The following is a 25,459-nucleotide window of genomic DNA, read 5'->3' on the forward strand; positions in this document are numbered from 1 at the left end:
GGCGCTCAGGACGCCGGCGGCTCCTCGCCGAGCGCGAACTCGCGCACCTGCACCCAGTTCCCGCCGTCATTCTCCTCGGTCACGCGCAGGCGCGCGGCCCGGGTCGCGACGGGGGCGTCGAGCGTGACCTCGACCAGCGGGGAGCCGTCGGTGCTCGCCACCTCGGTCCAGCTCTCCCCGTCGGCCGACAGCTCGAGCACGCCGTGCTGGATCTGGTCGCCGGGGGTGTCGTCGCTGCGCGCCATCTGCACGCGCGCGAAGGTGATCTCGTGGCTCTCCTCGAGGTCGATGCGGATCTCGTCGCCGACCGCGGGGGCGCCGTCGGACCAGAAGAAGGTCGAGAGGGCCCCGTCGGCCATGCGCTCGGGGGCATAGTCCTGGTAGGTGTCGAGGGTCGTGGTGGCGGTGGCGGGCAGGCCGCGGAAGGGCAGCGACGGATCGTCCGGGAGCACCTCGCGCAAGACCTCCCAGGCACGGGCGGCGAAGGTCTCGAACAGCCCGGCGGCGACGACGGGGACGATCTGGTCCTCCCGGTACACCCCGTCCTCGCGCTGATCGGGGACGGTGGCGCGGCCGGCGAGCGCGAACTGCTCGGCCGCCCGGGCCGCCGCCTCGGAGGCGGCCTCGTGCTCGCCGGCCTGCGGCGCGGCCATCATCTGGTGCTGGGCGAGGAGGCCCTCTGCCCACTGGGCGCCCGCGACGATCCACGGCGCGACGTCCTCGAAGAAGCCCTGCTCGGCCATGCCCGCGAGGGAGTCCTCGAGGCCCGTGATCGTCGTCAGGCGCTCGACCAGCGCGATGCCGTCGGCCCCTCCCTCGGCGCTCGCCTCCCAGTACGCCTCGAGATCCTCCTCGAGCGCGGGGGCGAGCGGGGAGCCGGCGCGGTAGGGCCAGTTCTGGTGCAGGTCCGCGAAGACGCGCAGGTCGGAGCGGATCTGCTCCTCGGGGCCGGCGAGCTCGTCGACGACCGCGTCCCAGGACTCGGCCGCGTCGTAGACGGGCGGGTTCCAGCAGTAGTCGGCGTAGTTCCCCAGCGAGATCAGCGAGGCGTAGGGCTGGATCATCGGGTTGGCGGTGAAGCCGGCGAGGTGCTCGTGGAGGGTCGGCGCGCGGCCCTCGAGGGGGTTGAGGAAGAGCCGTGCGCGTCGGCCGTCGTTGACCGGGAAGTTGTCCCAGATGTAGAGGTGCTCCGTCCGGTACGACTCCACGGCCGCGACCACGGACTCCTCGGTGACCGAAGGCGAGAAGACCCCCTCTCCGGTCCACTGGACGCGGATCGCGGGGTCGATGCCCTCGCCGAAGGCGGTCTTGTAGTCGCTGGGGCCGGAGCCCCAGTACTCGGTGGGGACGGTCTGCAGCGGGGCGAGGTCGTGGGCGGTGACGTACTCGGTCTGCACGCGGTTCAGGTAGTGCGCCTGGGCGGCGGCGAGCGAGTCGAACTGCGCGGCGTCCTCCTCTCCGAGCTCCCAGGGGATGTCGTCCAGTGCGATGTAGAAGCTGGTCACGCCCAGCTCCCGCAGGCTGCTCGAACTTCGTCACGGTCGCCTCGAGGTCCGCGTCGGAGCCGTAGACGATGTCGTTGCCGGGAGAGAGAGCGTAGGTGAAGTCGACGTGGTGGGCGTTCGCGGTCTCGACCAGCTCGGCGAGCTTCTCGAGCTCCTCGCCTGCGTACAGCTCGCGCCACTTCGAGCGCAGCAGGAGGTCGTCCTTGGGCGTGTAGATGTAGGTGTTGAGCTTGTGCGCGCCGCAGAAGGCGAAGAGGTCCTGGCGGGCCTGGTGGGACCAGGGGATGCCGTAGAAGCCCTCGATCGCGCCGCGGATCTCCATCAGCGGCTCGTCGCGCACGATGACCTCGGGGACCAGGGCTCGTCCGGCGAGGAGCCGGCGGAGGGTCTGGACAGCGTAGAAGGCGCCGCGGGCGCCGCGGCCGGCGAGGGCGAGGACGGTGCCGCGGTCGCGGCCGGCGGCGAGCACGTAGCCGTCGGCGGCGAGGCCCTCCGGTGACGCGGCGCCGAGCGCCTTGAGCGCGGGGACGATCCCGGCGCTGTCCTCGGGGGTGCCGAGGTGGATGCGGGTGCCGGAGACGGGCGCGGAGCCGTCCGTGATCACCTCGGCCGTGCACGCCACCTCCTCGAGGAGGCCGACGAGCTCCTCGCGGGCCCGCTCGTCGGCCCCCTCCCCCACCAGGACCTGCGCGCGCCGGGTCAGGGGGCAGCGGCTTCCCGGTCCCGGTGAGGGACTGCGGGGCGGGGTGGAGCGCGGGGACCGCGTCACGGGTGCCGCCCTCGGCGCGGGCGGCACCCACGGGCAGGAGGCTCGCACCGCCGGCGGCGAGGCCGAGGCCGAGCGCGGAGCGGCGGGAGAGGTGGCGCGGCGGCGCGGCGGCGACGCGGGAGGAGGTGGGAGGAGAGACGTCTGCAGAACGATTCACAGCGGGGCCTTCCGATCCGCGCACGCGACGGGCGCGGCGGTGTGGGGATGCGCGGGGCGCCGCCGGCAGGTCTCATGTGAGGCGCCCCACAGGGCGTCGTCACCGTATCAAGCGAGTGCGGGACGTCACCGCGACCGGCGCATGGGCACCGTCGGCCGCGGGCTCGCCGTGCGCCTCGGCGACGACGCGGGCCGGCCCTGCGCCGGCGGGGTGCGCCGCCGCGGGCGGCTCGTCGGCCGCCCGCGCACTCCCGCGTCAGCCGACGGTCAGGACGATCTTCCCGCTGGTGTGGCCCTCCATGTTGGCGCGGAAGGCGTCGGCGGCCTCGGCGAGGGGGAAGCTGCGCTGGACGTCGATGCGGAGGTCTCCGGCCTGGGCGAGCTCGCCGAGGTCCGCGGCGTCGGGACGCACCCACATGTACTCGCCGCCGGAGGCGGTGACGGCGTCGTCGGCGACGGAGCCGTGGCGGCCGCCGTCCTTGAGCACGGCCAGGGTCTGCTCGAGCACGCCGCCGACGTAGTCGACCACGAGGTCGACGCCCTCCGGGGCGAGCGCGCGGACCCGCTCCTCCAGGCCGTCGCCGTACTCGACGGGCTCGGCGCCGAGGTCGCGCGACCGCTCGTGGTTGCGCTCGGAGGCGGTGCCGATCACGCGGGCGCCGGCGGCCGCGGCGATCTGCACGGCGAAGGAGCCGACGCCGCCGTTCGCGCCGTGGACCAGCACGGTCTGCCCGCTCTCGAGGCCGAGGCGGTGGAGGGACTGGTAGGCGGTGAGTCCGGAGAGCGGCGGCCGCCGCGGCCTGCTCGAAGGAGAGGGAGGCGGGCTTGTGGGCGGCGGCGCGGACGGGGACGGTCATTTTCTCGGCGGAGGAGCCGGCCTGGATCCAGTCCTTGCGGGCGTAGGCCATGACCTCGTCGCCGACGGAGAACTCGGGGACGTCGAGGCCGACCGCCGCGACGACGCCCGCGACGTCCCAGCCGGGGATCACTGGGAAGATGGTGGTCATCAGCGGGTCGAGGCCGCCGGACATGACCTTCCAGTCCACCGGGTTCACGCCCGCGGCGCGGACGTCGAGGAGGATCTCGCCGGGGCCGACCTTCGGGTCCTCGAGCTCGGTGAGAGCGAGGACGTCGGGGCCGCCATAGGTGCTGTAGGTGATCGCCTTCATGGCGTGGGGAACGCATGACGCCCGCCCCGTATTCCCGCGGGGCGGGCGCTCGGCGCGTCGGGGGGCATCGGACCGGGTGCTTCGGGCTGGGAGCGTCGGCCTCGAGCGCCCGATCCGGGGGCGCCTCCGGGGTTCAGCCGTCGGCCTCGGGCTCCCCCGGGTCGAAGACGTCCTCGATGCGGGCCTCGAAGAGGCGGGCGATCGCGAAGGCGAGCGGGAGGGAGGGGTCGTACTTGTCGTTCTCGATGGCGATCACGGTCTGGCGGGAGACGCCGAGAGCCTTGCCGAGCTCGGCCTGGGACCAGCGGCACTCGGCGCGGCGGGCCTTGATGTCGTTGCGCACGGCGGGCTCCTCTCAGCGGTATCGGACGGCGGAGACGATCGTGCCGACGATCCACGAGAGCATGAGGATCGAGAAGGCGAAGATCCAGTTCAGCGCCGGCGGCAGGTAGAACTGCAAGACGCCGACGGCGAGGATCGTCGCGGTGGAGACGACGAAAGCGAGCAGGATCGCCTCGGCGATCTTCCGGCGCTCGAACTCGTCGCCGCTGCGGTACATCTCGATGTTCGCCCAGGCCATCAGCACCACGGCGGGGACGACCAGGAGGGCGGGGATCCAGGCGGGGAAGCCGGTCCCCTCGGACACGCCGGCCAGGAGGAGGGCGAGGCCGTAGAGCACGCCGCCGGCGGTGAAGCGCAGGCCGAAGGCGCGGTTGGCTCGGCGGGGGCTGGCGGTCATGACGGCTCCTTCGGTCGGGAGGCGGAGGCGGCCGGGATGGCCGCCGTCGTGCTCATACCGAAAATGCAAGGCGTCCTTGGCGGTATAGTCAAGGGTTCTTGACATCTTAAGTCAAGCCCCCTTGACTCCGTAGGTCGGGGTCTCTCCCACATCGAGGGCCTCCAGCACTGGGCGGCGGCGCGGCGCACTCGACCCCCGCCCCTGCAGCGGGCGGCCTCTCCCCCGGCTTCTCGAGAGCGGCGAGGAGGCTGACGAGGGGCCCGAGTCGGTCATCACGCCCAGGAGCCTGAGCGGAGGTCACGCGCGCACGTCGAGCTCGCGCCGCAGCCAGGCCGGGTCGTCGGTGGTGATCGTGTCGACGCCGCAGGCGAGGGCCACGTCGAGCGCGCGGCGCTGTTCACGGTCCAGGGGTTCAGGCGCAGTCCGGCCTCGCGCACGACGCGCGCGGCACCCAGCGAGAGCCCGTCGATCCCGGGGCCGATCCCGGAGGCGCCGAGCTCCAGCGCGGTCCGGATCTCCTCCTCGGTGACCTGGCCGACGAGATACGAGACCGGCGTGCCGGGGTCGCCGCGACGGATCGCCTCGAGCGCTTCGGCGTGGAAGGAGATGACGGTGGAGGCCTTCGCCGGGGAGTCCTCCGGGAGCGCGGCGAGTCGCGCGGCGACGGCCTCGCTGGCACCGGCGACCTTGACCTCGATGAACACGGGCACGGTGGTCATCTCCAGCGACTCGGCGAGCGAGGGGACCTTCTCCCCCTCCTCGAGCAAGCACCGTGTCGAGCTCGCCGCGGGTCAGGTCGCCGATCGCGCCGCTGCGCAGGGGCGAGTCCGCCGCGGCGGTGCGATCGATGGTCTCGTCATGCATGACGATCACCTGGCCGTCGGCGCTGAGGTGGACGTCGCACTCGAGCGCCTGGGCGCCGTCCTCGATCGCACGGCGGAAGGCGGCGAGCGTGTTCTCCGGGGCGTGGGCGGAGGCGCCGCGGTGGCCGACGATCGCGGGGCGGGCGGTGTGTCTTGCGGGGTCATGGTGCTCCTGTCGGAGGAGAGGGACGGGCGGATGCGGTCGATGGGGGACAGTCTGCCCCCGCTCAGGCCGGGAGCGGCTTCGCCATCAGCGCCGCCGCCCAGACCGGGTCGTCGACGGTGATCGTGTCACAGCCCAGCTCGAGCGCCCGCTCGAGCTCCTCGTCGGTGCGCGCGGTCCACAGGTTCAGGGCCGCGCCGAGCTCGGCCGCGCGCTCCACGTCGGCCTGACGGGCGTCGGCGATCCGCACGCCGACGTGCGCGACACCGAGATCGCGGCACGAGTCCCACCACTCGGGGCTGGTCGCCGACGTGGTGCGCATCCGCGGGATCCACGGCGCGACCTCCAGCGCACGGCGCGGCGGCTCCTCGTGGAAGGACAGCGGCACCGCCGGGGCGGCCGACGGATCCGCCCACGCCTCCGCCTCTCCGTCGCCGAACTCCTCGGCGAGCACCTCGAGCACCCGCTCCACGGCGCCGGGCGCCTTGATCTCCACCAGCAGCGGCACGCGGGTGCCGTCCTCGCGCACGGCCGCATCGAGCGCCTCTGCGAGCGTCGGGATGTGCTCGCCCTCGCCGACCAGCACCCGGTCCAGCTGGGCACGGGTCAGCTCGGCGACCGCGCCGGTGCGCGGGGAGTCGGCCTGCGCGGTGCGGTCCAGAGTCGCGTCGTGGATGATCACGTCCTGCCCGTCGGCGCTGAGGTGGACGTCGCACTCGAGCGGCGCGGAGCCCTCGGCGACGCCGCGCCGGAAGGAGCGCAGGGTGTTCTCGGGGTCGAGGGCGGCGGCGCCGCGATGTCCGACGAGGGCGGGTCGCGTGGGGGTCATGATGGTGGTTCTCCTGGGTGACGTGGTCGACGGGGCGGGGCGTCGCTGCCCGCCCCGGGGCGGCGGGTCCCGGCCGCGACGGCGACCGGGACACGCTCAGGGCCGGAGGCTCAGTTCCAGCCCTCGAACTCCACGGCCTCGTAGTCCTCGCGGTTGTCGTCGAGGGTCTCCTGGAGGGTGGTCGCGAGCGCGTCGAGCACGCCCTTCGGCTCCGCGCCGTCGCCGTAGACCTGGCCCATGGCGGCGCCGATCTCGGTGACCGAGCCCTGGTCCCAGTTGGTGTAGTCCGCAGTGCGGGCGTTCTCGAGCTGGGCGAGCGCGACGCCGTAGTTGGGGTTCTCGGCGACGAGGTCCTTGACAGCCTGCGTCTCGGCGGCGGCCTGGACGATCGGGACGTAGCCGGTGCCGATGTGCCACTCGGCGGACTTCTCCGGCTGGGCGAGGAAGCGGAACAGCTCCGCGCAGGCGTCCTGGCGGTCCTGGGAGTCGCTGCGCACGATCGACAGGCCCGAGCCGCCGGTGGGGACCTGCTTGTCCTGGCCCTCCTTGGAGAGCATGTAGGCGGTGCCGATCTCGAAGACGCCCTCGGTCGCGGCGGTCTGGCCGGTCAGCGAGGCGGTCGAGCCGCGCCAGCCGGCGGCCAGGCCCGAGGCGAAGTCGGTGCCGGAGTCCTGGGCGAGGTAGCCGTAGCCGTCCTCGTGGACGAACTTGCGCATCCACTCCAGCCACTCGACGCCGGCGTCGTCGTTGATCGTGACCTCGAACTCCTCGTTCGAGTTCGCGCCGCCGAAGCCCCAGATGTCGGCCTGGCCGTGCCAGGCGTCCGAGCTGAACGCGATCGCGGAGAGCGGGCGGCCCTCGACCTCGATCTTCGCGAGCTCCGGCGCGAACTCGGCGAGGTCCTCCCAGGTCTCGGGGCCCTCCTCGGGCAGGCCCGCCTCGATGTAGCGGGTCTTGTTGTAGTAGAAGAGCGGGGTGGAGCGGGCGAAGGGCACCACGTAGGTCTCGCCGGCGGACTTGCCCTCGGCGACGTAGTTCTGGATGTAGATGTCGAGGTTCCACTCGTCGTCGAAGTAGCTGTCCAGCGGCGCGAGCGCGTCGGAGTTGTGGAACTGGAGCCACTGCATCTCGGGGAAGCAGACGATGTCCGGGACAGTGCGGGCCTGGAGGGCGGCGGTGAACTTCTGGTTGAGGTCGGCGTAGGCGCCGACGGACTCGGCGATCGCGACGATGTCCCCCTGGGACTCGTTGAAGGCCGCGAACTGCTTGGCGAGCACCTCGTAGTTCACGCCGGTGAAGGGCGCCCAGAACAGGATCGGGGTGCGGCCCTCGTACTCGGAGGGGACGGTGAGGTCGGCCTGGGTGAAGTCCTCGCGGACAGCGCTGTCGGCGCCGCCGCCGCCCCCGCCGTTCGGGGCGCCGCAGGCGGCGAGGCCGGCGGCGCCGGCACCCAGGCCGAGGGCGGCCATCATCGTGCGGCGGGAGAGGTTCAGGGGGCCGCGGGACATGTGCATCGCTCCTTGGTCGTGGCCGCGCCGGAGTGCTCCGGAGCGGTGGTGCGGGGGTCGTCGGGTCGTGCGGGACCGGGGCCGGGCGCTCGTGCGCCCGGTCCGGCGGGTTCGGGGGTCGGGCCGGAGTGGCCCGGGACGGTCTAGACGGCGCGGGGCCGTCCCGTCGGCCTCACTTCATGGCGCCGGCGGCGAGGCCGCCGATGATGCGCTTCTGGGCGAGGAAGAAGAGGATCAGCATCGGCAGGGAGACGAACACGGCGCCGGCCATGATCACGCCCCAGTTGCTGTAGCCCTCCTGGCGCGCAGGAACAGCGACCCGATGGGGAGGGTGCGCATGTCCTCGGTCGAGGTGACGATCAGCGGCCACACGTACTCGTTCCACTTCCCGACCATGACGATCAGGGTGGCGGTGAGGATCATGGGGCTCGACAGCGGCACCACGATGGTGAGCATGCGGCGGATGTGGCCGGCGCCGTCGATCTCCGCGGCCTGCAGGATGTCCTTGTCGATCGTGCGCATGTGCTGGTAGATCAGGAACATCGCGAAGGCGCTGGCGATGCCGGGCAGGATGATCCCGGCGTAGGTGTTCAGCCAGCCGAGGTTCGCCACGGTGATGTAGTTGACGATCAGCGTCACGTGGCCCGGCAACATCAGCGAGGCGACGATCAGGCCGAACACGATCTTCTTGAACCGGAACTCGACGAACACGAAGGCGTAGGCGCACAGGATCGCGAGCACGATCTCGAGCACGGTGCCGACGCCGGTGGTGATGATCGAGTTCAGGAAGAAGCGGTCGAACGCCGCGGCCTCCCAGGCGCCGACGAAGTTCGAGAACGTCAGCTCGGTGGGGATCCACTGCAGCGGCCAGCTGTAGATGTCCTGGTGCGGCTTCAGGGCCGAGGAGAACAGCCAGTACAGCGGCACCAGGAACACCGCGATCGTGGCGAGGACGCCGGCGATCAGCGGCGCGGTGACCCAGGGTCGACGGCGGGGGCCGCGGCGTCGGCCGGTGTTGCGCGGCACGGAGGTGCCCGCGGGGGCGGCCGTCCCGTCGGGGAGCTGGGCGGAGGGGGCGGAGCTCAGGGTGCTCATGAGTCGTAGTTCACCTTCTTCTCGCCGTAGCGGACCTGCACGTAGGTGATGACCAGGAGGATCGCGAGCGAAGACGGTCGCGGCGGCCGAGGCGCCGCCGATGTCGAACTTCTGGAAGGCCTCCTCGTAGACCATCCAGCTCAGCGTGCTGGAAGAGGTCCCGGGGCCGCCGTCGGTCATGATCGAGATGATGTCGAAGGCCTGTGCGGCGGAGATGATGCCTGTGATCGAGAGGAAGAACGTGATCGGGCTCAGCGGCGGCAGGGTCAGGTGGCGGAAGAGCTTCCAGCCGTGCGCGCCGTCGAGGGCCGCGGCCTCGTAGAGGTCCTTCGGCAGGTCGAGGATCGCGGTGTAGCAGATGACCGTGACGAAGCCGAGGCGGCGCCAGGTGTAGGCGATGGTGATCGACCACAGCGACCAGTCCGATGTCGTGGTCCACGCCGGGGAGTCCGCGCCGAACAGCGAGAACGCCCAGCGGGAGAGGCCGTAGTTCGGGTCGAACATGAACAGCCACAGGATGCCGACGGCGGCGCCGGGCGGCATGTGCGGCGCGAACGCCATGGTCTGCGCGAAGCCCGTGAACGGGACCTTCGTGGCCAGCAGGTCGCCCAGCAGAAGAGGCCGAGCACGAGGGAGCCGATCACGCTGACCCCGGTGAAGATCAGCGTGTTCATCAGGACCTGGCCGAAGCTCGCCGAGGTGAACAGGTCGACGTAGTTCTGCGCGCCCACCCACTCGGGGACGGGCTCGACGAAGTCCCACTCGAAGAAGCTCAGCCCGATGTTGTACAGCGCCGGGTAGTACGAGAAGACGATGATCGCGAGGAAGTTCGGGGCGATCAGCGCGAGGAAGAGCAAAGCGGCGCGTCGCGACGGGCGCGGCGGCGGCGCTGGGGGAGCGCCGACGGGCGGGCCGCGCGCGGCGGGGGTCGCGCCGGCGGGCGCGGACTCGGCGGTCGCCTCGCTCGGCGACTCACCGGCGCCGGCGGCGGCCGTGCGGTCCGGGCCGTGGGTGCGGACGGGGGTTGTCATGGGAGCGCTCCCAGCTTCCTGGTCGGGACGGCCCGGAGGGCTGTCGGGGGACGACGGGGCGCGCGACGGACGCGCCCTGCCCGGGGCGGGCGGCCGTCGACGGACTCGCGGGTCCGCCTCGCCCGCGCGCAGGACCGGGGTCCAGGAGCGGGCACGTCGAGGATCCCTGCGGCCGTGGGGCGGGCGCCGGCGTCCTCGACGAGGCCACCGTAGGAAGGTGCGGGACGATCCGCCAAGGAGCCGTCGAACTCGGTGAACCGACCGTGAACAGCGCCTGACCTCGCAGGTGGGAGCGCTCCCACGCCGCGCTCATCCGGCCTCCGGGAACCCCCGGGCACCCTCGGTCCGCCGCGCGTCCACCGGACGTTCATCGTCCCGGTGACGACTGTTCATCGTCGGCCCGGTCGCGCTCCGGACCCCCTCCCCCGGTCTTCACCTGCAGGTCACCTGGGCGGTCCGCGGCGCCCTTCCGGCCGGGCTATCCTGCCCCGGACCAGCCGCCGACACGACGCGCACCGGAGTGCCCGTGCCGCGCCCCGAGGCATCCGGGACGGGAGGAGCCGCCATGCCGCGCCAGCCCACCATGGAGGACGTCGCCCGCGCGGCCGGGGTCTCGCGCTCCACGGTCTCGCGGGTCTTCCAGAACGACGGGGAGCGGGTTTCCCCCGACACCCTCATCGCCGTGCACGAGGCCGCCACGCGCCTGGGCTACGTGCACAACCTCGTCGCCAGCGGACTCGCCATGCGCCACGGACGCCAGCTGGGCCTGCTGATCCGCGACGGCACGAACCCCGCCTACGGGCATCTGCTCTCCGAGACGAACCGGGCGGTCGAGCGGGCGGGGCGCACCCTCATCTCCGTGACCGCCTCCCGCCACGACTACGGCACCGCCGAGGTGGCCGGGTCGCGGCGCCTGCTCGGTCAGCGCGTCGCCGGGGTGTTCGTCGGCACCGGCGTGACCGCCGCCGAGGACCTCGTGGAGACCGTGACCTCGGTGCCGCTGATGATCGTCGGCCGCCCCAACGACCACCCCCGCATCGAGTCCATCAGCTACGACGAGCGCGCCCACGGCCGCGCGGTCGCCGACGAGATCGCCGTGCACGGGCACCGACGGGTCGTCGTTCTCACCGCGCCGCTGCTCTACTCGCGCGTGTTCGACCTGCGGATCCGCGACCTGGTGGAGCGGTGCGCGGAGCTCGGCATCGCCACCCTCCCCGTGGACCTGTCGCCGGTGGAGCAGGGCGTGGTGCGCGCCCTGGACACCGCGCGCGAGGAGCGCGCGAGCCGCATCGTCTGCCCCGTGGACTACGTCGCCCTCGACCTGCTGCGAGCCGCCGCCGAGCGGGGCGTGCGCATCCCCGAGGACGTCAGCACCCTCGGCTTCGACGGGCTCGGCGACGGCCTGGACCTGGTGGGGCTCGCGACGGTGCGCCTGCCCGTCGAGGAGGTCGCCGCCCGGGCGGTCGAGCGGATGGAGGAGCCGCTCGTCGCCGCGCAGGACGACCCCGAGGGCCCGCTCGCCGTCGCCCCGCCGCCCGCGCAAGACACGCTCGTCGAGGGGGAGCTCGTGCCCGGACCCACCCTCGGGCCCGTGCCCGCTCACCTGCGGAGCTGAGCTGGCCGCGCACGGTCAGGAAAGCCTGCCCGAAGTACATCACTGCAGGTCAGGGAAGGCTTGCCAGGGGTGACAACGACCGGTCGGAGGACTACCGTCGTCCTCATGAAGATGAGCAACGATCTCGAGAAGAAGTTCCAGGACCAGATCACCCTGGAGTTCGCCGCATCGATCACCTACCGCCAGCTCGCCATCGAGGCCGATGAGCAGGACCTCCCCGGCATCGCCGCGTGGGCGCGCCACCAGGCCGACGAGGAGATCGTCCACGCCAACAAGTTCATCCAGCACGTCTCGGACCGCGGCAACCACGCCGCGATCGGCGCCCTCTCCGAGCCCGGTGTGAAGCCCGGCCTCTCGGTGCTGGAGATCTTCGAGGCCGCCCTCGCCCACGAGGAGAAGGTCTCCGAGGCGATCCGCGAGCTCTACCGCAGCGCTGACAAGGAGGGCGACTACGACTCCCGCCCGCTCGCTGAACTGGTTCGTCGACGAACAGATCGAGGAGGAGGCCACCGTCTCCGAGATCATCGGGCGCGTGAAGCTGATCGGCGAGGACGGCTCCGGCCTCTCGCGCCTGGACGCCGAGCTCGGCGCCCGTCCCACCGAGTCCACCGAGGCCGACGAGGACTGAGCCTCCCTCGCGGCCCGGGGCGTGGAAGACTGACGCCCCGGGCCGCGACGTCGCCGCCCGCCGACGAACCCGGAGGTCAGGATGCCGCGACCGCAGAACTCGCCCTACATCGCCTTCCCCGGCAATGGCCAGGAGGTCCTCACCCACTGGCAGGAGCTGTTCGGCGGCGAGCTGGAGATGATGACCTACGACGAGATCCCGGATCTCTCGGGCTTCCCCTTCACCCCGCCGCGTGGCGCGGTCGCCCACGCCACCCTCACCGGCGGCCTGTTCGCCGTCTCGGGCGGCGACGCGATCGGCGGGCCCGGTGACGAGCGCCGCCGCTGGGCTCGGACGTCTACTCCTTCCTCATCGGGCTCGAGGACGCGGAGTCGGCGAAGGACCTCTTCGCACGGATCGCCGAGGGCGGCGGGAAGGTCGCGATGCCCTTCGAGCTCGCACCCTGGGGCGACCACTACGGCCAGGTCGTCGACCGCTTCGGCGTGATGTTCGCGCTGGTCGTGGGCGGCGACTCGACGCAGAGCTGATCGCGGGGCGTCGTCGGGCGCTCGACTCGGAGGCGAGCGCACCTCGCGGCCGCACGACGGTCGCGGCGCCCCGCGGGCGCGCCGGGCACGATGCGCGTCGGCACCTCGCGGTGCCCCCTCAGCGCGCGCAGGAGCCATTCGCCGTCGCCAACGGCCCTCGTGCGCGAGGAGCCAGTCGTGCCAGGCGGAGGAGTCGGCCAGCACGAGAGCCTTCTCGGGGCGCTCACGGTCATGGCGGCCCCCTTCCCTCACCGCTGATCCCGTTTTCAACTAGTTGATAGGGTGCGGCCATGCGTGCCTTCGGATTCCTCAGCTTCGGCCACTACGGCGGCAACCCCGCCCAGGGCGGGATCACCGCCCGCCAGATGCTCCACGACGCGATCGACATCTCGGTCGGCGCCGACGAGCTCGGCGTGAACGGCGCCTACTTCCGCGTCCACCACTACGCCCGCCAGTCCGCCGCACCGATGCCGCCGCTGTCGGCGGTCGCCGCACGCACGCAACGGATCGAGGTGGGAACGGGCGTGATCGACATGCGCTACGAGAACCCGCTCTACCTCGCCGAGGAAGCCGCGGCCCTCGACCACATCGCCGACGGGCGGGTGGCGCTCGGCATCTCCCGCGGCGCGCCCGAGGCGGCGGACCGCGGATGGGAGTCCTTCGGCTACACCGGCTCGACCGACCCGCGCGGCGCGGACATCGCCGCGGCGAAGTTCGAGACCTTCCTGCAGGCCATCCAGGGCCACCCGATGACCCGTGCGGCGGCGCGCCCTACATGTCCGATGCCGCCCCGCACGCCCCGCTCGCGATCGAGCCGCAGTCCGAGGAGCTCATCCGCCACATCTGGTGGGGCTCCGGCTCCCGAGCGACCGCCGAGCGCACCGGGCAGCAGGGCCTGAACATGATGAGCTCGACCCTGCTCACCGAGGCGAACGGCTCGGCCTTCGGCGACCTCCAGGCCGAGCAGATCGACGTCTTCCGCGAGGCGTTCCGCGAGGCCGGGCACACGCACATCCCGCGCGTCTCCGTCTCCCGCGGCGTCTTCCCGATCCTCTCGGACCGCGACCGGGCGCTGTTCGGCGCGGGCGGCGGCGCGGCGGCGACCAGATCGGGATCATCGACGGCACCCGCTCCACCTTCGGCCGCACCTACGTGGGCGAGCCCGACCGGCTGATCGAGGAGCTGAAGGCCGACGCCGCCGTGATGTCCGCCGACACCCTGCTGCTGACGATCCCGAGCCAGGCCGGGGTCGACCTGAACCTCGAGATCCTCGAGAACTTCGCGACGCACGTCGCGCCGGCGCTCGGCTGGAAGCCGAACACCGAGGGCCCCGTCGTCGGCGACCCCGTCACCGCCTGAGGCGACGGTCCGGCGAACGAGCAGACTCGGCGCGGACGGGCGGACCCGGCGGACGAGCGGCCCCGGCGGACGAGCGGCCGGGCGGCCCCAGCACGTACCGGCGCTATACGGCACGTAGTGGCGATATCGCCACGACGTGCCGTATAACGCCCGCGCAGACCATCCTGCGACGACGAGCCCGAGGCGGCACGGCACCGCGTAGCCTGCGGGGATGCTCCGCATCGCCTCCGCCAACGTCAACGGGATCCGCGCCGCCCATCGTCGGGGCTTCGGCGACTGGCTCGTCGCGCGAGGCCGCGACGTGATCGCGCCGCAGGAAGTGCGGGCACAGGCCGCGAAGGCGCCCGAGGGGCCTTCGGCGACTTCCACGTCGCGCTCGAGACCGGGACGCCGCCGGGTCGGAACGGGGTCGCGGTGCTGACCCGTCGGCCGCCCGCGGCGGTGCGCACCTGGTCCGGGGCGGCGGCCGCTCGGCGCGCCCGACGAGGCGCTCGCCCCGATCCCCGCCGAGGACCGGGTGCCGCTCGCCCGCGGACTCTCGCGCTTCGTCGCCGAGGGTCGGTACCTCGAGGTGGACCTCGCGGACGCCCCGGTCACGATCGCCTGCCTCTACCTGCCCAAGGGCGGGTCGCCCGCGCACCTGCAGCGGCCCGAGCGGATGCGGGAGGCGCCCGACGGCGGTGCGAAGTACGCGCGGAAGATGCAGTTCATGGACGGCTTCGCCCGCTACCTGACCCGCACGCGCCGTGCCGCCGCGGCCGCGGGGCGAGAGTTCCTGCTGATGGGCGACCTGAACATCGCCCACACCCGGCAGGACCTCGCCGCCTGGCGCCGCAACCAGCAGACCGACGGGTTCCTTCCCGACGAGCGGGAATGGCTCGGACAGCGGCTCTCCCCGCGCAAGCTCGTGGACGTGGTGCGGCGCCTGCACCCGGACGAGGACGGCCCCTACTCGTGGTGGTCCTGGCTCGGGCAGTCCTTCGCGAACGACGCCGGCTGGCGGATCGACTACCACCTGGCCACGCCGCGCCTGGCGCGGTCGGCGGTGCGCGCGGCCGTGGACCGGGAGCACGAGGGCATGCGCCTGTCGGACCACTCCCCCGTCGTCGTCGACTACGAGCTGGGCTGACCCTGCACCCGGTCAGCGCGGAAACGCACGCCGCCGCCCGCAGGCCGCCCGTCGGCCGACGGGCCGGGCCCCGCGGGCCCGCCACGAGACCCGGTGGTCCGTCTCCGCGCCCCTTCCGCTGAAGTTCCCGTCGAGTAAGCTGGGCGCCGTGAGCGTCGGTGGGGCGCTCGCCCCACAGACCAGCACGGAGGACCGTGATGCCGCAAGCATGCCGCCGCCCCGGCCGCGCCTGTCGCACCCTCCTCCCCGTCCTCCACCCTGACCGGCACCGAGGCCGCGCGCCGCCTGCTGCATCCGGAGTCCGAGGCCCCTGCGCTGACGCTGTGGGGCTCCTCCTCGATGAGCTCCGAGGGCGGCGACGAGGCGACCGCCGTGCCGGTGCGCATCCACGAGCACCTCGCGCTCGCGGCGGCCCCCGCTCCCGTGCACCCCTTCGGCGTGGGCGCGACCTGGTCCCGGCACACCCTGCTCCAGCGCGGCCTGGACACCCCGACGCTGATCGGCCGGGGCGATCCCGAGCCGGGCACCTCCCGCCTCGAGGTCACGCTCGACTCCGACCTCGCCCCGTCCGGCCCGATCCGGGTGCCGGGCCGGGTCGACGACGTCGACGGGATCCTCGACGGCGCTCGGGGACCTGGTACTTCACCCCGTCGGACCCCGCGGACGCGGTCACCGGCGGCGTGTTCGTCTCCTCGCTCGCCGAGATCGCGGAGGGATCGCGGCAGGTGCTGTGGATGGGGAAGAACAACATCCGCGACGTCGAGGGAGTGCTCGAGCACACCGCCCGGATGGCCGAGGCCGCCCCGCCCGGTGACACGCTCGTCCTCGGCCACTGGTGCACGGAGCACGACGAGGCCGGCTCGGCGACGGGCGAGGCGGTCGCCGAGGTCAACGCCGGACTCGCGGAAGCTCATCGCGATCACTTCCTGGACGTGCAAGCATCTGCTGACCGGGGAGGAGGGCCTGGCCAGCTCCCCGCTCGCGCCGCTGCAGCCGCTCGAGCAGGGCACCACCCACGACGCCCTCGCCCGGGCCGTGGTGCCGCCGCCGCTGATCGCCTCCGACGGCATCCACCTCAACGGCTGGGGGAACCTGGTGCTGAGCTGGGCGATCGTGCGACGGATGCAGGAGCTGCGGTGGCTCTGAGACGACCTGCGGCGCCTCGCCTGCGCCCCGACCGGCCCGGCGCCCCGGCCCCGGCCGCCGCCCGCGCCGTGCTCGTGACCCCCACGGCACCCGCACCGGTGCCTGCCGGGACGCCGACGACCGTGGAGCCGCCCTCCGCCGCCGCACCGGCCCTGCCGGAGGTGCGGCCGCGGCCCCTTCCCGGCCGCGCCGCGGACCGTCGCGCGAGCGCCGGAGCAACGCCCCGTCGGCCCCGCCCCTGCCCGGTCCGTGCCGCCGCGCCGCACCCTGCTGCTCGCGGGCGCCGCGGCCGCCGCCGTGGTCGGCGCGATCTCCGCAGGGGTCGCGCTCCCGCGCCTGCTCGGCCCCGCCACCAGCCCGTTCTCCGATGTGGCCGACGGCGATGCCGGGCTCGAGGCGATGGTCTGGGCGGACGAGACCGGCGTGTCGCCCGCGGCCGGCGGCGCCTTCTCGCCGGAGGCGGTCATGACCCGGGGCGAGGTCGCCGCGGCCCTGCACCGCTTCGCAGGCACCCCGGCGGTGCCGCTCGAGGACGTGCCGGTGCTCATCGTCGACCTCGGCGAGGACCCGGAGCAGGCCTCCGCCCTGCTGTGGTCGCACGGCCGCGGCGCGCTCTGGGGCGATGCCGAGCTGAAGGTCCATCCCGAGGCCCGCGCGACCCGCGAGGGGGCCTCGGGGATGCTCGCCGCGCCGCTGCGTCCCGCCCTCGCGGGGATCGGCGCGGTCTGGCCCGCCGGCGGCGCTGACGGGCCCGGCGCGGCCGAGGGGAAGAACCTCCCCGCAGGGCTGTCACAGGATGTGGCCTGGCTGACCAGCGCCGGGATGGCTCCCGACGGGTCGACGCACTGGCAGGGCGAGCAGGCGGTGACCCGCGCCGAGCTCGCGGCCGTGTCGCACCGCGCGGACGGCGTCATCGCCGGCGCGCTCGGCTGAGCAACCCGCCCGCGCCGCGAGCTTCCGCCCGGCGACGTCGGCCCCGCGGCATAGGGTGGAAGCCATGCCGACGACGCCCGCTCATGCCAGTTATCTCCGCCACCCCGACGTCCGGGGCGAGCTGATCACCTTCACCGCCGCGAACGACGTGTGGCTCGCACCGCTCGAGGGAGGCCGCGCCTGGCGCCTCACCGACGAGGGCGCGCCCGTCTCGTACCCGCGCTTCTCCCCCGATGGCGCCCGCATCGCCTTCACCTCCCGCGCCTCGGGCGGGCCGGAGGTCTGGGTCGCGGATGTCGCCGGCGAGTCCGCGCCGCGCCGCCTGACCTTCTGGGGCCGCCCCACCACGAAGGTCGTCGGCTGGTCGCCCGACGGCCGCATCGTCGCGACCACCAGCTACGCCGCGCCGGTCGCTCGCGATGCCCAGCTGTGGGCCGTCGACCTCGAGGGCACCACCACTCGTCGCCGCTGGGCCGCGGCGGCGAGGTCGCGATCCATCCGTCGGGCACCACCGTCGTCGCGACGCCCTGGCGCCGCGACCAGGCCTCCTGGAAGCACTACCAGGGAGGCACGGCCGTGAAGCTGTGGCTCTCGCGCGAGGACATGCCGCTGGACGCACCCACCGAGGCGCATGCGGCCCGCACCTGGGAGCCGCTGCTCGACGAGATCCTCGCCTCGAAGCTGAGGATCGCCTGGTACGGGGACCGGCCGCTGTTCGCCTCCGACACCCCCGGCCCCGGCGCGGCGCTCACCGATCGCGCCTCGGCGAACCTGTGGTCGATCGCCGCCGACGGCACGGACCTGCGCTCCCACACCTCCCTCACCTCCGAGGAGGGCTACCTGCGCGAACCCGCGACCGACGGAAGCGCGATCGTGTTCAGCTCCCGCGGGCGCCTGTTCGCGATGGACTCCCTCGAGGCCGCGCCGCGGGAGATCGAGGTGCTCGCCTCCGGCGTCGGCGCCGCCCGACTGCCGCGCCCCGCCTCGGCGAGCGAGAACCTCCTGGCCATGCGGCCGCTGCACGACGCGCGCGCGAGCGTCGTCGAGTGGCGCGGCTCCGCGCACGCCCTCACCCATCGCGGCGGTCCGGCGCGGCCGCTCGCCGGGGCCTGCGGGTCGCGGGCGCGGGAGGTGCGGCCGCTCGGCCGTTCGCCCTTCGCCCTGTTCGTCTCCGATGCGGAGGCCCGCTCCGATCGTGAGCTGGGCGGCGTCGGATCCGACGTGCTGGCGCTGGCACGGCTGGACGGCGGCGGCGAGGAGATCCGCCTGGCCGTGGGCGAGGTGGGCCGGATCCTGCACGCCATCCCCTCGCCCGACGGCTCCCGCATCGCGATCGTCAGCCACGACAACGTGGTGCGCCTGGTGACCCTGCGCGGCCTCGGGGACCCCGCCAAGGAGACGCACGGGAAGGGCGCGCACACCGCGCCGGGCGCCGACGCCGGCTGGGAGGCCGACGCCGACCGCTCCGTCGCGGCGCCGCGCCTGGACCACGTGCGCGAGATCGGCCGCAGCAGCGGCGGCGAGGTCAGCGACCTGGCCTGGTCGCCGGACGGCCGCTGGCTGGTGTGGGCCGAGCCGAACTCCTGGCGCTCTCGCGCCTGATGATCTCGGACACCGAGGCCCAGGAGCCGACGGGCCGCGCCCTGACCTCCGGGAAGTTCCAGGACTCCGCCCCCGCGTTCAGCGCCGACGGCAAGCACCTGGCGCCGCTGAGCCTGCGCACCTTCGAGACGGTCTACGACGACATGGTCTTCGACCTCGGGTTCGTCAACGCCGAGCGGCCCTTCCTGTCGCCCCTCGAGCGCACCACCCCCGATCCCTTCGGCCCGCACCCCGACGGCTGGGGCGCCGCCCCGGAGAAGCCCGCGGCCGACGCCGCCTCCGGCTCCGCGGACGACGGCACCGGCCGCGGCACGGCGGGCGGCGAAGGATCGGGGGCCCCGTCAGGCGCGGACGCCGGAACCTCGGCGAGCGCCGCCGCGACCGCCGCGGCCGAGGCCTCCTCCCGCCCCGCGACCTCGCACTCCGCCGCCGGGGCGGAGGACGCGCACCGCGCGCCGGCCACCCGCATCGACCTCGAGCAGGTCGAGTCGCGCCTGGTGCCCTTCCCCGTCGTCTCCGGCTACTACTCGCATCTCACCGCCGTGACCGGCGGCTTCGTCTGGCTCCGCCACCCCCAGCAGGGGGTGCTGGGCTCGGCCCGCGCCGGTGTCGAGGGCGAGGCCCCCTCGTCGACCCTCGAGCACTGGTCGCTCGCGGACCGCAAGCTCACCGTCCTCGCCGAGGACGTCACCGACCTGTCCGTCTCCGGGGACGGCGAGACCCTGGTGATCCGGCAGGGCGAGCACTGGGTGCAGGTCCCCGCGACTCGCAAGGCCGAGGACGAGGACCCCGCCCGGATCGTCATCGACACGGGGCGCCTGCGCCTGACCGTCGACCCGGTCAAGGAGCGGCGCGGCATGCTCTGGGACAACTACCGGATCATGGCCCAGCAGTACTGGCGCGCGGACATGGACGGCATGGACTGGCACGCGATGACGTCCTGGTACGACCCGGTCATCGAGCGCCTGGTCACCGAGGACGACTTCCAGGACATGATGTGGGAGGTCCAGGGCGAGCTCGGCACCTCGCACGCCTACGTGCAGGGCGGGGTGTACCAGGCCGATCCGCCGATGCCGCCGGCCCATCTCGGCGCGGACATCGAGCGCCGGGACGGGCGCTGGGTGATCACCCGGATCCTGCCGGGCGACTCCTCCGACCCGGACGCCCGCTCCCCGCTGCTCGCTCCGGGCGTCGATGCGCGCGTGGGCGATGCCGTGTCGCGCGTGGACGGCCGGGACGTCGGCCCCGAGGGGATCGAGGCGGCGCTCGTCGGCTCCGCCGGGAAGGCGACCGAGCTGGTCCTCGGGCGCGACGGCGCCGAGCACCGGGTGGCCGTCACGCCGCTCGGCGACGACTCGGAGCCGCGCTACCAGGCGTGGGTCGAGTCGCGCCGCGCCCTGGTCGCTGAGCTCTCCGGCGGCCGGCTCGGCTACCTGCACATCCCCGACATGGTCTCCTCCGGCTGGGCGCAGATGCACCGCGACCTGCGCGAGGCGACCACGAAGGAGGGCCTGGTCGTGGACGTCCGCTACAACAGCGGCGGCCACACCTCGCAGCTGGTCACCGACCGGATCGCGCGTCGGGTGCTGTCCTGGGACTACCCGCGCCACGAGCGGCCGGGCACCTACCCCGCCTTCGCGCCGCGCGGCGCGGTGGTGCTGGTGACGAACCAGGAGGCCGGCTCCGACGGTGACATCGTGAACGCCGTCTCCCGCGCCCTGGAGGTCGGGCCGATCATCGGCACCCGCACCTGGGGCGGTGTGATCGGGATCGACGGCCGCTACGACCTGGTCGACGGCACCGGCGTCACCCAGCCGAAGTACGCCAGCTGGTTCGAGGGCGAGGACTGGGCGATCGAGAACTACGGCGTGGAGCCCGACATCGAGGTGCCGCCGCCGCCGAACGCCTGGGTGGCGGGCGACGACCCGCAGCTCGCCCGCGGCGTGACGGAGGCGCTCGCGCCGCTGGAGAAGACCCCGGCCGCGGTCGCGCCGCCGCCGCCCGCCCCGCGCTTCGGGACGCCGAGGGGCTGAGCCTCCCGGCGGTCGCTCCGCCGCGTCTCGCCCGGCCGCGCGCCTCCGCGGCCGGGCGGGGTGCGGCCGGGGCGAGGTCAGGGCGCGTCCGGGGCGGGGCAAGGGACCTCGGCCCTGGCCGCGCATGCCGGACGGTCGTACCCTCGGAGGTACCGACGGCGGGCGCGACCGATGGGGGCATCCCGTCGACGGTCGCACCGCGCCCCCGGAACGGAGTCCCCGATGCGCGCCGACGACAACAGCTCCACTCCCCCGCTCTTCGATCCCGAATCCCGACCGGTCGGGGTGCTCGTCGGCTACGACGGCTCCGACCAGGCGATCCAGGCCCTCCACTACGCCGCGACGATGGCGCTGGGGATCGGCCGCCGCCTCACGGTGGTCTCCGCGTTCACGGTGCCCGTGATGGTCTATCCGAACCTGGCCTCGCCGCCGCCGGTGCGCGAGGACGAGGCCCGTGCGGCCGCTTCCCGACAGGTCGCCGCGGGCGCCCTCCCGCACCTGGAGGGCTATCCGGGCGAGGTCGAGCTCGAGTCCGTCCAGGGCGATGCGGCCGGCGTGCTCGTCGAGCTCTCCGCGCTCGCCCGCCTCGCCGTCGTCGGCTCCCGCGGCCGGGGCGGATTCCTGGGGCGCCTGCTGGGCTCCGTCTCCGAGGCGTCGCCCGCCCACGCGCACTGCCCGACGGTCGTGGTCCCCTCGAACTACGAGGTGCCCGAGACCACCGGACGCGAGCGCTTCACCCAGGTGCCGGGCACGGAGCCCGTGGTGGTGGGGCTGGACGGCAGCGAGGACAGCACGCTGACCACCCTCGCGCAGCGGGCGGCCGCGGTCGCCGGGGCGCCGCGCACCTGCCGCAGGCGGTCCCGCCGCTGGACACCTGGTCCGCCTCCGCGCTCGCCTCGGTGCCCGACCAGCAGTTCCTGGACCGGCGGCTCGAGGAGCCGCTCGCCCTGCTCGAGGGCGAGGCCCGAGCGCCGCGCGACCGGAACCCCGAGGTGGAGGTCACCGCCTCGGTCGAGGTCGGCGATCCCGTCGCGCCGCTCGTGGAGCGCTCGCGCGACGCGCGGCTGACGGTGGTGGGGACCCGTGGACGGGGCCGCACGATGAGCGCCCTGCTCGGCTCGGTCTCCCGCGGCCTCCTGGAGCGGGCGCAGGGCCCGGTGATGGTGGTGCCGGACCTGGACATCTCGCGGATCGGCCGCGACCGGCGGCGCCCCCGCTGAGCCGGGGTCAGTGGCCTCCGCCGGTGTACAGCTCGGGCTCGGGAAGGCCGTGCTCCCGGCGCACGCGTCGCGAGAGCCCCTCGATCGCGGTGAGCGCGGCCAGGACGTCGTCGGCCGTCACCGGGAAGGGCATCGAGTGGATCGTCTCGCCCTCCACCGTCGCGGCCTCGGCGACCGCGCGGAGCTCCTTCCGGTCCTCGGGGGTCAGCCCGATCTCGGTGAGGGTGTTCGGCAGGCCCACCTTCGTCGTGAACACGATGAAGTCCTCGATCTCCTGGGCGGGGGCACCCTCGAGGACGAGCTGGGCGAGGGAGCCGATGTTGACCTTCTGGCCATGGGTGAGCCCGTGCGTCTGCGGGGCGGCGGTCAGCCCGTTGTGGATGGCGTGCGCAGCGGCGAGGCCCCCGGACTCGAAGCCCAGCCCGGACAGCGCTGTGTTCGCCTCGACCACGGCCTCCAGGGCGGGAGTGACCACGCGCGCGGCGACCGCATCGAGCGCCGGCGGCGCGTTCTCCCACAGGATGTCCCAGCTCAGCTCCGCCAGTGCGGTGCCGGCACGGGTGGGGCGACCGCCGGCCATCGCCGTGCCGGTGCCGCGGCGGGTGGCGCGCGCCTCGAGCCAGGTGGCCAGCGCGTCGCCGATCCCGGCGGCGAGGAAGCGCACCGGCGCCTCGGCCACGACCTGGGTGTCGATGAGGACGAGGTCCGGGTTGCGGGGGAAGAAGCGGTACTCGTGGAACTCGCCCTCGGCCGTGTAGATCACCGCGAGCGCGGAGGTCGGCGCATCGGAGGAGGCCGCCGTGGGCACGCTCGCCCAGCGGATCCCGGCGAGGTGCCCGGCCGCCTTCGCGGCGTCGATGCTCGATCCGCCGCCGAAGCCCACGATGACGTCATGGCTTCCGGCGGCGATCGCGGCGACCAGCGCGTCGACGGCATCCGTCGTCGCGAAGCGCTCGAAGCCGACGCGCTCGAGGGGCAGACCCGCCGCGGCGAAGGAGGCGCCGACCTGCTCGGAGAAGAGCCCCCAGACGATGTCGTCGGCGACGAGCAGCGGGGTCGCTCCCGAGGGCGGCGAGATGGGTGCCCAGCGCGTCGAGCGCCCCCTTCCCCTGGACATAGCGGCTCGGGCTGGCGAGGACGGTGAGCTCGGACATGGCGTAGCGCTCCTTCGGACCGGCGGGCGGGCTCGCGACCACGAGCCCGCCCTCCATTGTCGTCCCGTCCCGGGTGCGCGGCAACGAGGGTTCTGATCGGTCGAGACGTCCGGCCGTCCCACTCAGCCGACGGCGGACCCGACGACGCCCGACCGCGGCGCTCGCCCCCGCCGCGGGACCTCGGCCCCGCGCGGGCCGGTCCGGCCGTGACTACGATCGACGGACCGGCGGAGGAGACCCACGGGGGCGGCTCCGTCGGCCCAGGGAGCCCCCGACCCAGGAGGTCGAGATGCCCGACGACGACGTCACCGCCCAGCCCGCCCGGACCAGCCCCGCCGCCACCTCCGCACCGACCGGCCGCGCCCCGGCACCCAGTGTCTCCCACGCTCCCGGCACCTCGCCGGACGGGGAGCGGCCGCTCGGAGTGCTGATCGGCTACGACGGCTCCGGACAGGCCGTCCAGGCGCCGCACTACGCCGCCCGCGCCGCGCCGCGCCAGGACCTGCCGCTCACCGTGGTCACCGCCTACACCGTGCCGACCATGGCCTACGCCGAGGCGGCCCTCACCCCGGTCGTCCCGGCCGAGGTCGCGCGGCTGAACGCCGCCAACGAGTCGCTCGAGGAGGCGCGGGAGCACCTGCGCGACTACAGCGGAGCCGTCGACCTGCGCGCCGAGTGGGGCGATGCCGCGGGCGTGCTCGTGAAGCTGTCGGCCCAGGCCGCTGTGGCCGTCGTCGGAGCGCGCGGACGCGGCGGCTTCATGGGCCGGTCGCTCGGCTCGGTCTCCGCCGCGCTCCCCGCCCATGCGCACTGCCCCACGGTCGTGGTGCATCGCGGCTACGAGCTCGGCGAGGGTGCGCACCGCTTCGAGCCGCTCGAGGAGGACTCCCCCGTGACCGTGGGCACCGACGGCTCCGCCCGGGCCGAGGCGGCGCTGGACGCGGCCGCGCAGGAGGCGCTCGCCCGCGGCACCTCGCTGCGCGTGCTCATGGTGCTCCCGTCCCTGGAGGACTGGGGCGGCTCCTATGCGGCCTGGCGCCCGGACCCCGACGTGGTCCGGACCCATCGCTCACGGGCCGCGGCCCGGCTCGAACGAGGCCTGGAGCGGCGTCACCGGGAGCATCCTGAGCTGACGATCACCAGCGAGGTCCTGTTCGGCGACCCCGTACGGTCGCTGCTCGCGGAGGCGGCCGACGCGCGGCTCACCGTCGTCGGCACCCGCGGGCACGGGCGCGTGATGAGCACCCTGCTCGGCTCGGTCTCCCGCGGCCTGCTCCAGCACGCCGAGGGGCCGGTGATGGTGGTGCCGTCCCACGCTACGTAGTGCGCGGGGGCCTCGGCCGGTCGCGCCGACGAGGGGCATCTCGCGCCGCGCCGCGCGGCCCGACGGGGCAGAATGGGGACATGTCCGCCTCCCGCTCGCCGGCGCGCCTCGTGCGCGGAGGCACCGCCGCCTCGATCGCGACCGCCGTCGCGCTCGGCGGCCACCTCGCGGGCGGCGGGGCGATGCCGGCCTGGCTCGGGATCCTCGTGCCCTGGTGGCTCGCGGTCGCCGTGTGCACGCCGCTGGCGGGCGCGCAGTTCTCCCTGGCCCGGATGGGCGTCGCGGTGCTGGCCAGCCAGGCGCTGTTCCACGGACTGTTCAGCGCGGGTACGCCCGGTGACCCCGGGCGGGCCCTCGTGGACCCGCCGGGCTCCCATCTGGGCCACGGCGCGGGCCACGCAGGGCACGGCAACGGGGGCGTCGCCGGGCACGGCACTCACGGCGACGGCGGCGAGGGGGTCGCGTCGGTCGCCGACCATGCCCTGCACGGCGACCATTCCGATCTGCGGATGCTCCTGCCGCACGTGCTCGCCGCGATGGTGACCGCGGTGCTGCGCTGCGAAGACGGCGAGTCGGTGCTGATGCGATGCGCGCGCGCCTGGCGCTGAGCGTCCTCGCGGTGCTCGCGCATCCGCCGCCGCTGTCGCTGATCACGCCGCTGGTGCCCGAGCGGCCGGCCCGGCCCCTGCCCGCGGCGCCCCATCTCCTGCACGCCCAGCGTGCCGTCCTCACCCCGCAGCTGCGCCGGGGTCCTCCGGTGGTCCTCGCGGCCTGAGCAGGGACGACGCGCCCGTTCAGGCCCTCCCCGATCGACCATCACCCGTCCGGCCTCCCTGCCGCACGGGTCCGCGCCGACCGCTGCCCGCGCGCCCTGCGCCGCGGACCGTCGGCCCTTCGAGAGGACCTTCGATGTCTCAGCGTTCCACGACCCAGCGTTCCTTCCTGCCCTCTGCCGCCCGCCC

20 protein-coding genes and 6 pseudogenes are annotated in these 25,459 nt (G+C 74.1%); 15 read left to right on the forward strand and 11 right to left on the reverse strand.

Features of this window, described 5'->3' with window-relative positions; all coding sequences use genetic code 11:
* Positions 1-5 precede the first annotated feature (5 nt).
* From WKH84_RS13005 to WKH84_RS13050, 10 genes and pseudogenes are all read right to left on the reverse strand, one after another.
* Positions 6-1,505: a beta-N-acetylglucosaminidase domain-containing protein gene (locus tag WKH84_RS13005; protein ID WP_341853950.1), complete on the reverse strand. Its 1,500-nt coding sequence runs from the start codon at positions 1,503-1,505 to the stop codon at positions 6-8.
* Positions 1,502-2,431: a hypothetical protein gene (locus WKH84_RS13010; RefSeq protein WP_341853951.1), complete on the reverse strand. Its 930-nt coding sequence runs from the start codon at positions 2,429-2,431 to the stop codon at positions 1,502-1,504. Before WKH84_RS13010 ends, WKH84_RS13005 begins: the two co-directional genes overlap by 4 nt.
* Before the next feature lie 255 nt (positions 2,432-2,686).
* Positions 2,687-3,599 (reverse strand): annotated as a pseudogene (locus tag WKH84_RS13015) (NADP-dependent oxidoreductase).
* Positions 3,600-3,732: 133 nt separating this feature from the next.
* Positions 3,733-3,942 carry a helix-turn-helix transcriptional regulator gene (locus tag WKH84_RS13020; RefSeq protein WP_341853952.1) on the reverse strand — a complete coding sequence of 70 codons (210 nt, stop codon included), beginning with the start codon at positions 3,940-3,942 and terminating at the stop codon, positions 3,733-3,735.
* Between the two features lie 12 nt (positions 3,943-3,954).
* Complete coding sequence (locus WKH84_RS13025; RefSeq protein WP_341853953.1) at positions 3,955-4,338, reverse strand: hypothetical protein; 384 nt, start codon at positions 4,336-4,338, stop codon at positions 3,955-3,957.
* A 272-nt stretch (positions 4,339-4,610) separates the two neighbouring features.
* Positions 4,611-5,105, reverse strand: a complete 495-nt coding sequence (locus WKH84_RS13030; protein WP_341853954.1) for a glycerophosphodiester phosphodiesterase — start codon at positions 5,103-5,105, stop codon at positions 4,611-4,613.
* A 58-nt stretch (positions 5,106-5,163) separates the two neighbouring features.
* Positions 5,164-5,334, reverse strand: a pseudogene (locus WKH84_RS13035) (glycerophosphodiester phosphodiesterase family protein); the annotation flags it as partial.
* A gap of 94 nt (positions 5,335-5,428) precedes the next feature.
* Positions 5,429-6,193 (reverse strand): glycerophosphodiester phosphodiesterase, encoded by a 765-nt coding sequence (locus tag WKH84_RS13040; RefSeq protein ID WP_341853955.1) that lies wholly within the window; start codon positions 6,191-6,193, stop codon positions 5,429-5,431.
* A gap of 110 nt (positions 6,194-6,303) precedes the next feature.
* On the reverse strand, positions 6,304-7,701 hold the full coding sequence (locus tag WKH84_RS13045; RefSeq protein ID WP_341853956.1) for an ABC transporter substrate-binding protein: 1,398 nt from the start codon (positions 7,699-7,701) through the stop codon (positions 6,304-6,306).
* Between the two features lie 273 nt (positions 7,702-7,974).
* Entirely contained in the window at positions 7,975-9,357 is a 1,383-nt protein-coding gene (locus tag WKH84_RS13050; protein ID WP_341853957.1) for an ABC transporter permease subunit, read from the reverse strand.
* A 1,035-nt stretch (positions 9,358-10,392) separates the two neighbouring features.
* Between WKH84_RS13050 and WKH84_RS13055 the strand changes: the two genes are divergently transcribed.
* From WKH84_RS13055 to WKH84_RS13110, 12 genes and pseudogenes are all read left to right on the forward strand, one after another.
* Positions 10,393-11,442, forward strand: coding sequence for a LacI family DNA-binding transcriptional regulator (locus WKH84_RS13055; protein WP_341853958.1), 1,050 nt, complete (start codon positions 10,393-10,395; stop codon positions 11,440-11,442).
* 105 nt (positions 11,443-11,547) lie between these two features.
* Positions 11,548-12,070: pseudogene (locus WKH84_RS13060) on the forward strand (ferritin).
* Between the two features lie 81 nt (positions 12,071-12,151).
* The gene (locus WKH84_RS13065; protein WP_341853959.1) at positions 12,152-12,556 is read left to right on the forward strand and encodes a hypothetical protein; all 405 of its coding nucleotides are present in this window, start codon (positions 12,152-12,154) and stop codon (positions 12,554-12,556) included.
* A 331-nt stretch (positions 12,557-12,887) separates the two neighbouring features.
* Positions 12,888-13,956 (forward strand): annotated as a pseudogene (locus WKH84_RS13070) (LLM class flavin-dependent oxidoreductase).
* A 211-nt stretch (positions 13,957-14,167) separates the two neighbouring features.
* Positions 14,168-15,085: pseudogene (locus WKH84_RS13075) on the forward strand (exodeoxyribonuclease III).
* Between the two features lie 339 nt (positions 15,086-15,424).
* Positions 15,425-16,231: a hypothetical protein gene (locus WKH84_RS13080; RefSeq protein ID WP_341853960.1), complete on the forward strand. Its 807-nt coding sequence runs from the start codon at positions 15,425-15,427 to the stop codon at positions 16,229-16,231.
* A gap of 249 nt (positions 16,232-16,480) precedes the next feature.
* Positions 16,481-17,164, forward strand: a complete 684-nt coding sequence (locus WKH84_RS13085; RefSeq protein ID WP_341853961.1) for a hypothetical protein — start codon at positions 16,481-16,483, stop codon at positions 17,162-17,164.
* 64 nt (positions 17,165-17,228) lie between these two features.
* Complete coding sequence (locus tag WKH84_RS13090) at positions 17,229-17,744, forward strand: hypothetical protein (RefSeq protein WP_341853962.1); 516 nt, start codon at positions 17,229-17,231, stop codon at positions 17,742-17,744.
* A complete protein-coding gene (locus WKH84_RS13095) occupies positions 17,741-18,766 on the forward strand; it encodes a hypothetical protein (protein ID WP_341853963.1) in 1,026 nt (341 codons plus the stop codon). Before WKH84_RS13090 ends, WKH84_RS13095 begins: the two co-directional genes overlap by 4 nt.
* Positions 18,766-20,799, forward strand: a complete 2,034-nt coding sequence (locus WKH84_RS13100; RefSeq protein WP_341853964.1) for a S41 family peptidase — start codon at positions 18,766-18,768, stop codon at positions 20,797-20,799. The genes WKH84_RS13095 and WKH84_RS13100 overlap by 1 nt, the downstream gene beginning before the upstream one ends.
* 222 nt (positions 20,800-21,021) lie before the next feature.
* Positions 21,022-21,141 (forward strand): annotated as a pseudogene (locus WKH84_RS13105) (universal stress protein); the annotation flags it as partial.
* A gap of 557 nt (positions 21,142-21,698) precedes the next feature.
* A complete protein-coding gene (locus WKH84_RS13110) occupies positions 21,699-22,019 on the forward strand; it encodes a universal stress protein (RefSeq protein WP_341853965.1) in 321 nt (106 codons plus the stop codon).
* Between the two features lie 7 nt (positions 22,020-22,026).
* On the opposite strand, the gene WKH84_RS13115 is transcribed toward WKH84_RS13110, so the two are convergent.
* Positions 22,027-23,136, reverse strand: coding sequence for a glycerol dehydrogenase (locus tag WKH84_RS13115; RefSeq protein ID WP_341853966.1), 1,110 nt, complete (start codon positions 23,134-23,136; stop codon positions 22,027-22,029).
* 326 nt (positions 23,137-23,462) lie between these two features.
* Here WKH84_RS13115 and WKH84_RS13120 point away from each other — a divergent pair, with 326 nt between their 5' ends.
* From WKH84_RS13120 to WKH84_RS13130, 3 genes are all read left to right on the forward strand, one after another.
* Positions 23,463-24,497 carry a universal stress protein gene (locus WKH84_RS13120; RefSeq protein WP_341853967.1) on the forward strand — a complete coding sequence of 345 codons (1,035 nt, stop codon included), beginning with the start codon at positions 23,463-23,465 and terminating at the stop codon, positions 24,495-24,497.
* 80 nt (positions 24,498-24,577) lie between these two features.
* Positions 24,578-25,105, forward strand: a complete 528-nt coding sequence (locus tag WKH84_RS13125; RefSeq protein ID WP_341853968.1) for a hypothetical protein — start codon at positions 24,578-24,580, stop codon at positions 25,103-25,105.
* A complete protein-coding gene (locus WKH84_RS13130) occupies positions 25,084-25,272 on the forward strand; it encodes a hypothetical protein (RefSeq protein ID WP_341853969.1) in 189 nt (62 codons plus the stop codon). Before WKH84_RS13125 ends, WKH84_RS13130 begins: the two co-directional genes overlap by 22 nt.
* Positions 25,273-25,459: the final 187 nt, after the last annotated feature.

The sequence above is a fragment of the Brachybacterium sp. GPGPB12 genome (assembly GCF_038396325.1).
In the GTDB taxonomy this organism is placed as follows: Bacteria; Actinomycetota; Actinomycetes; order Actinomycetales; family Dermabacteraceae; genus Brachybacterium; species Brachybacterium conglomeratum.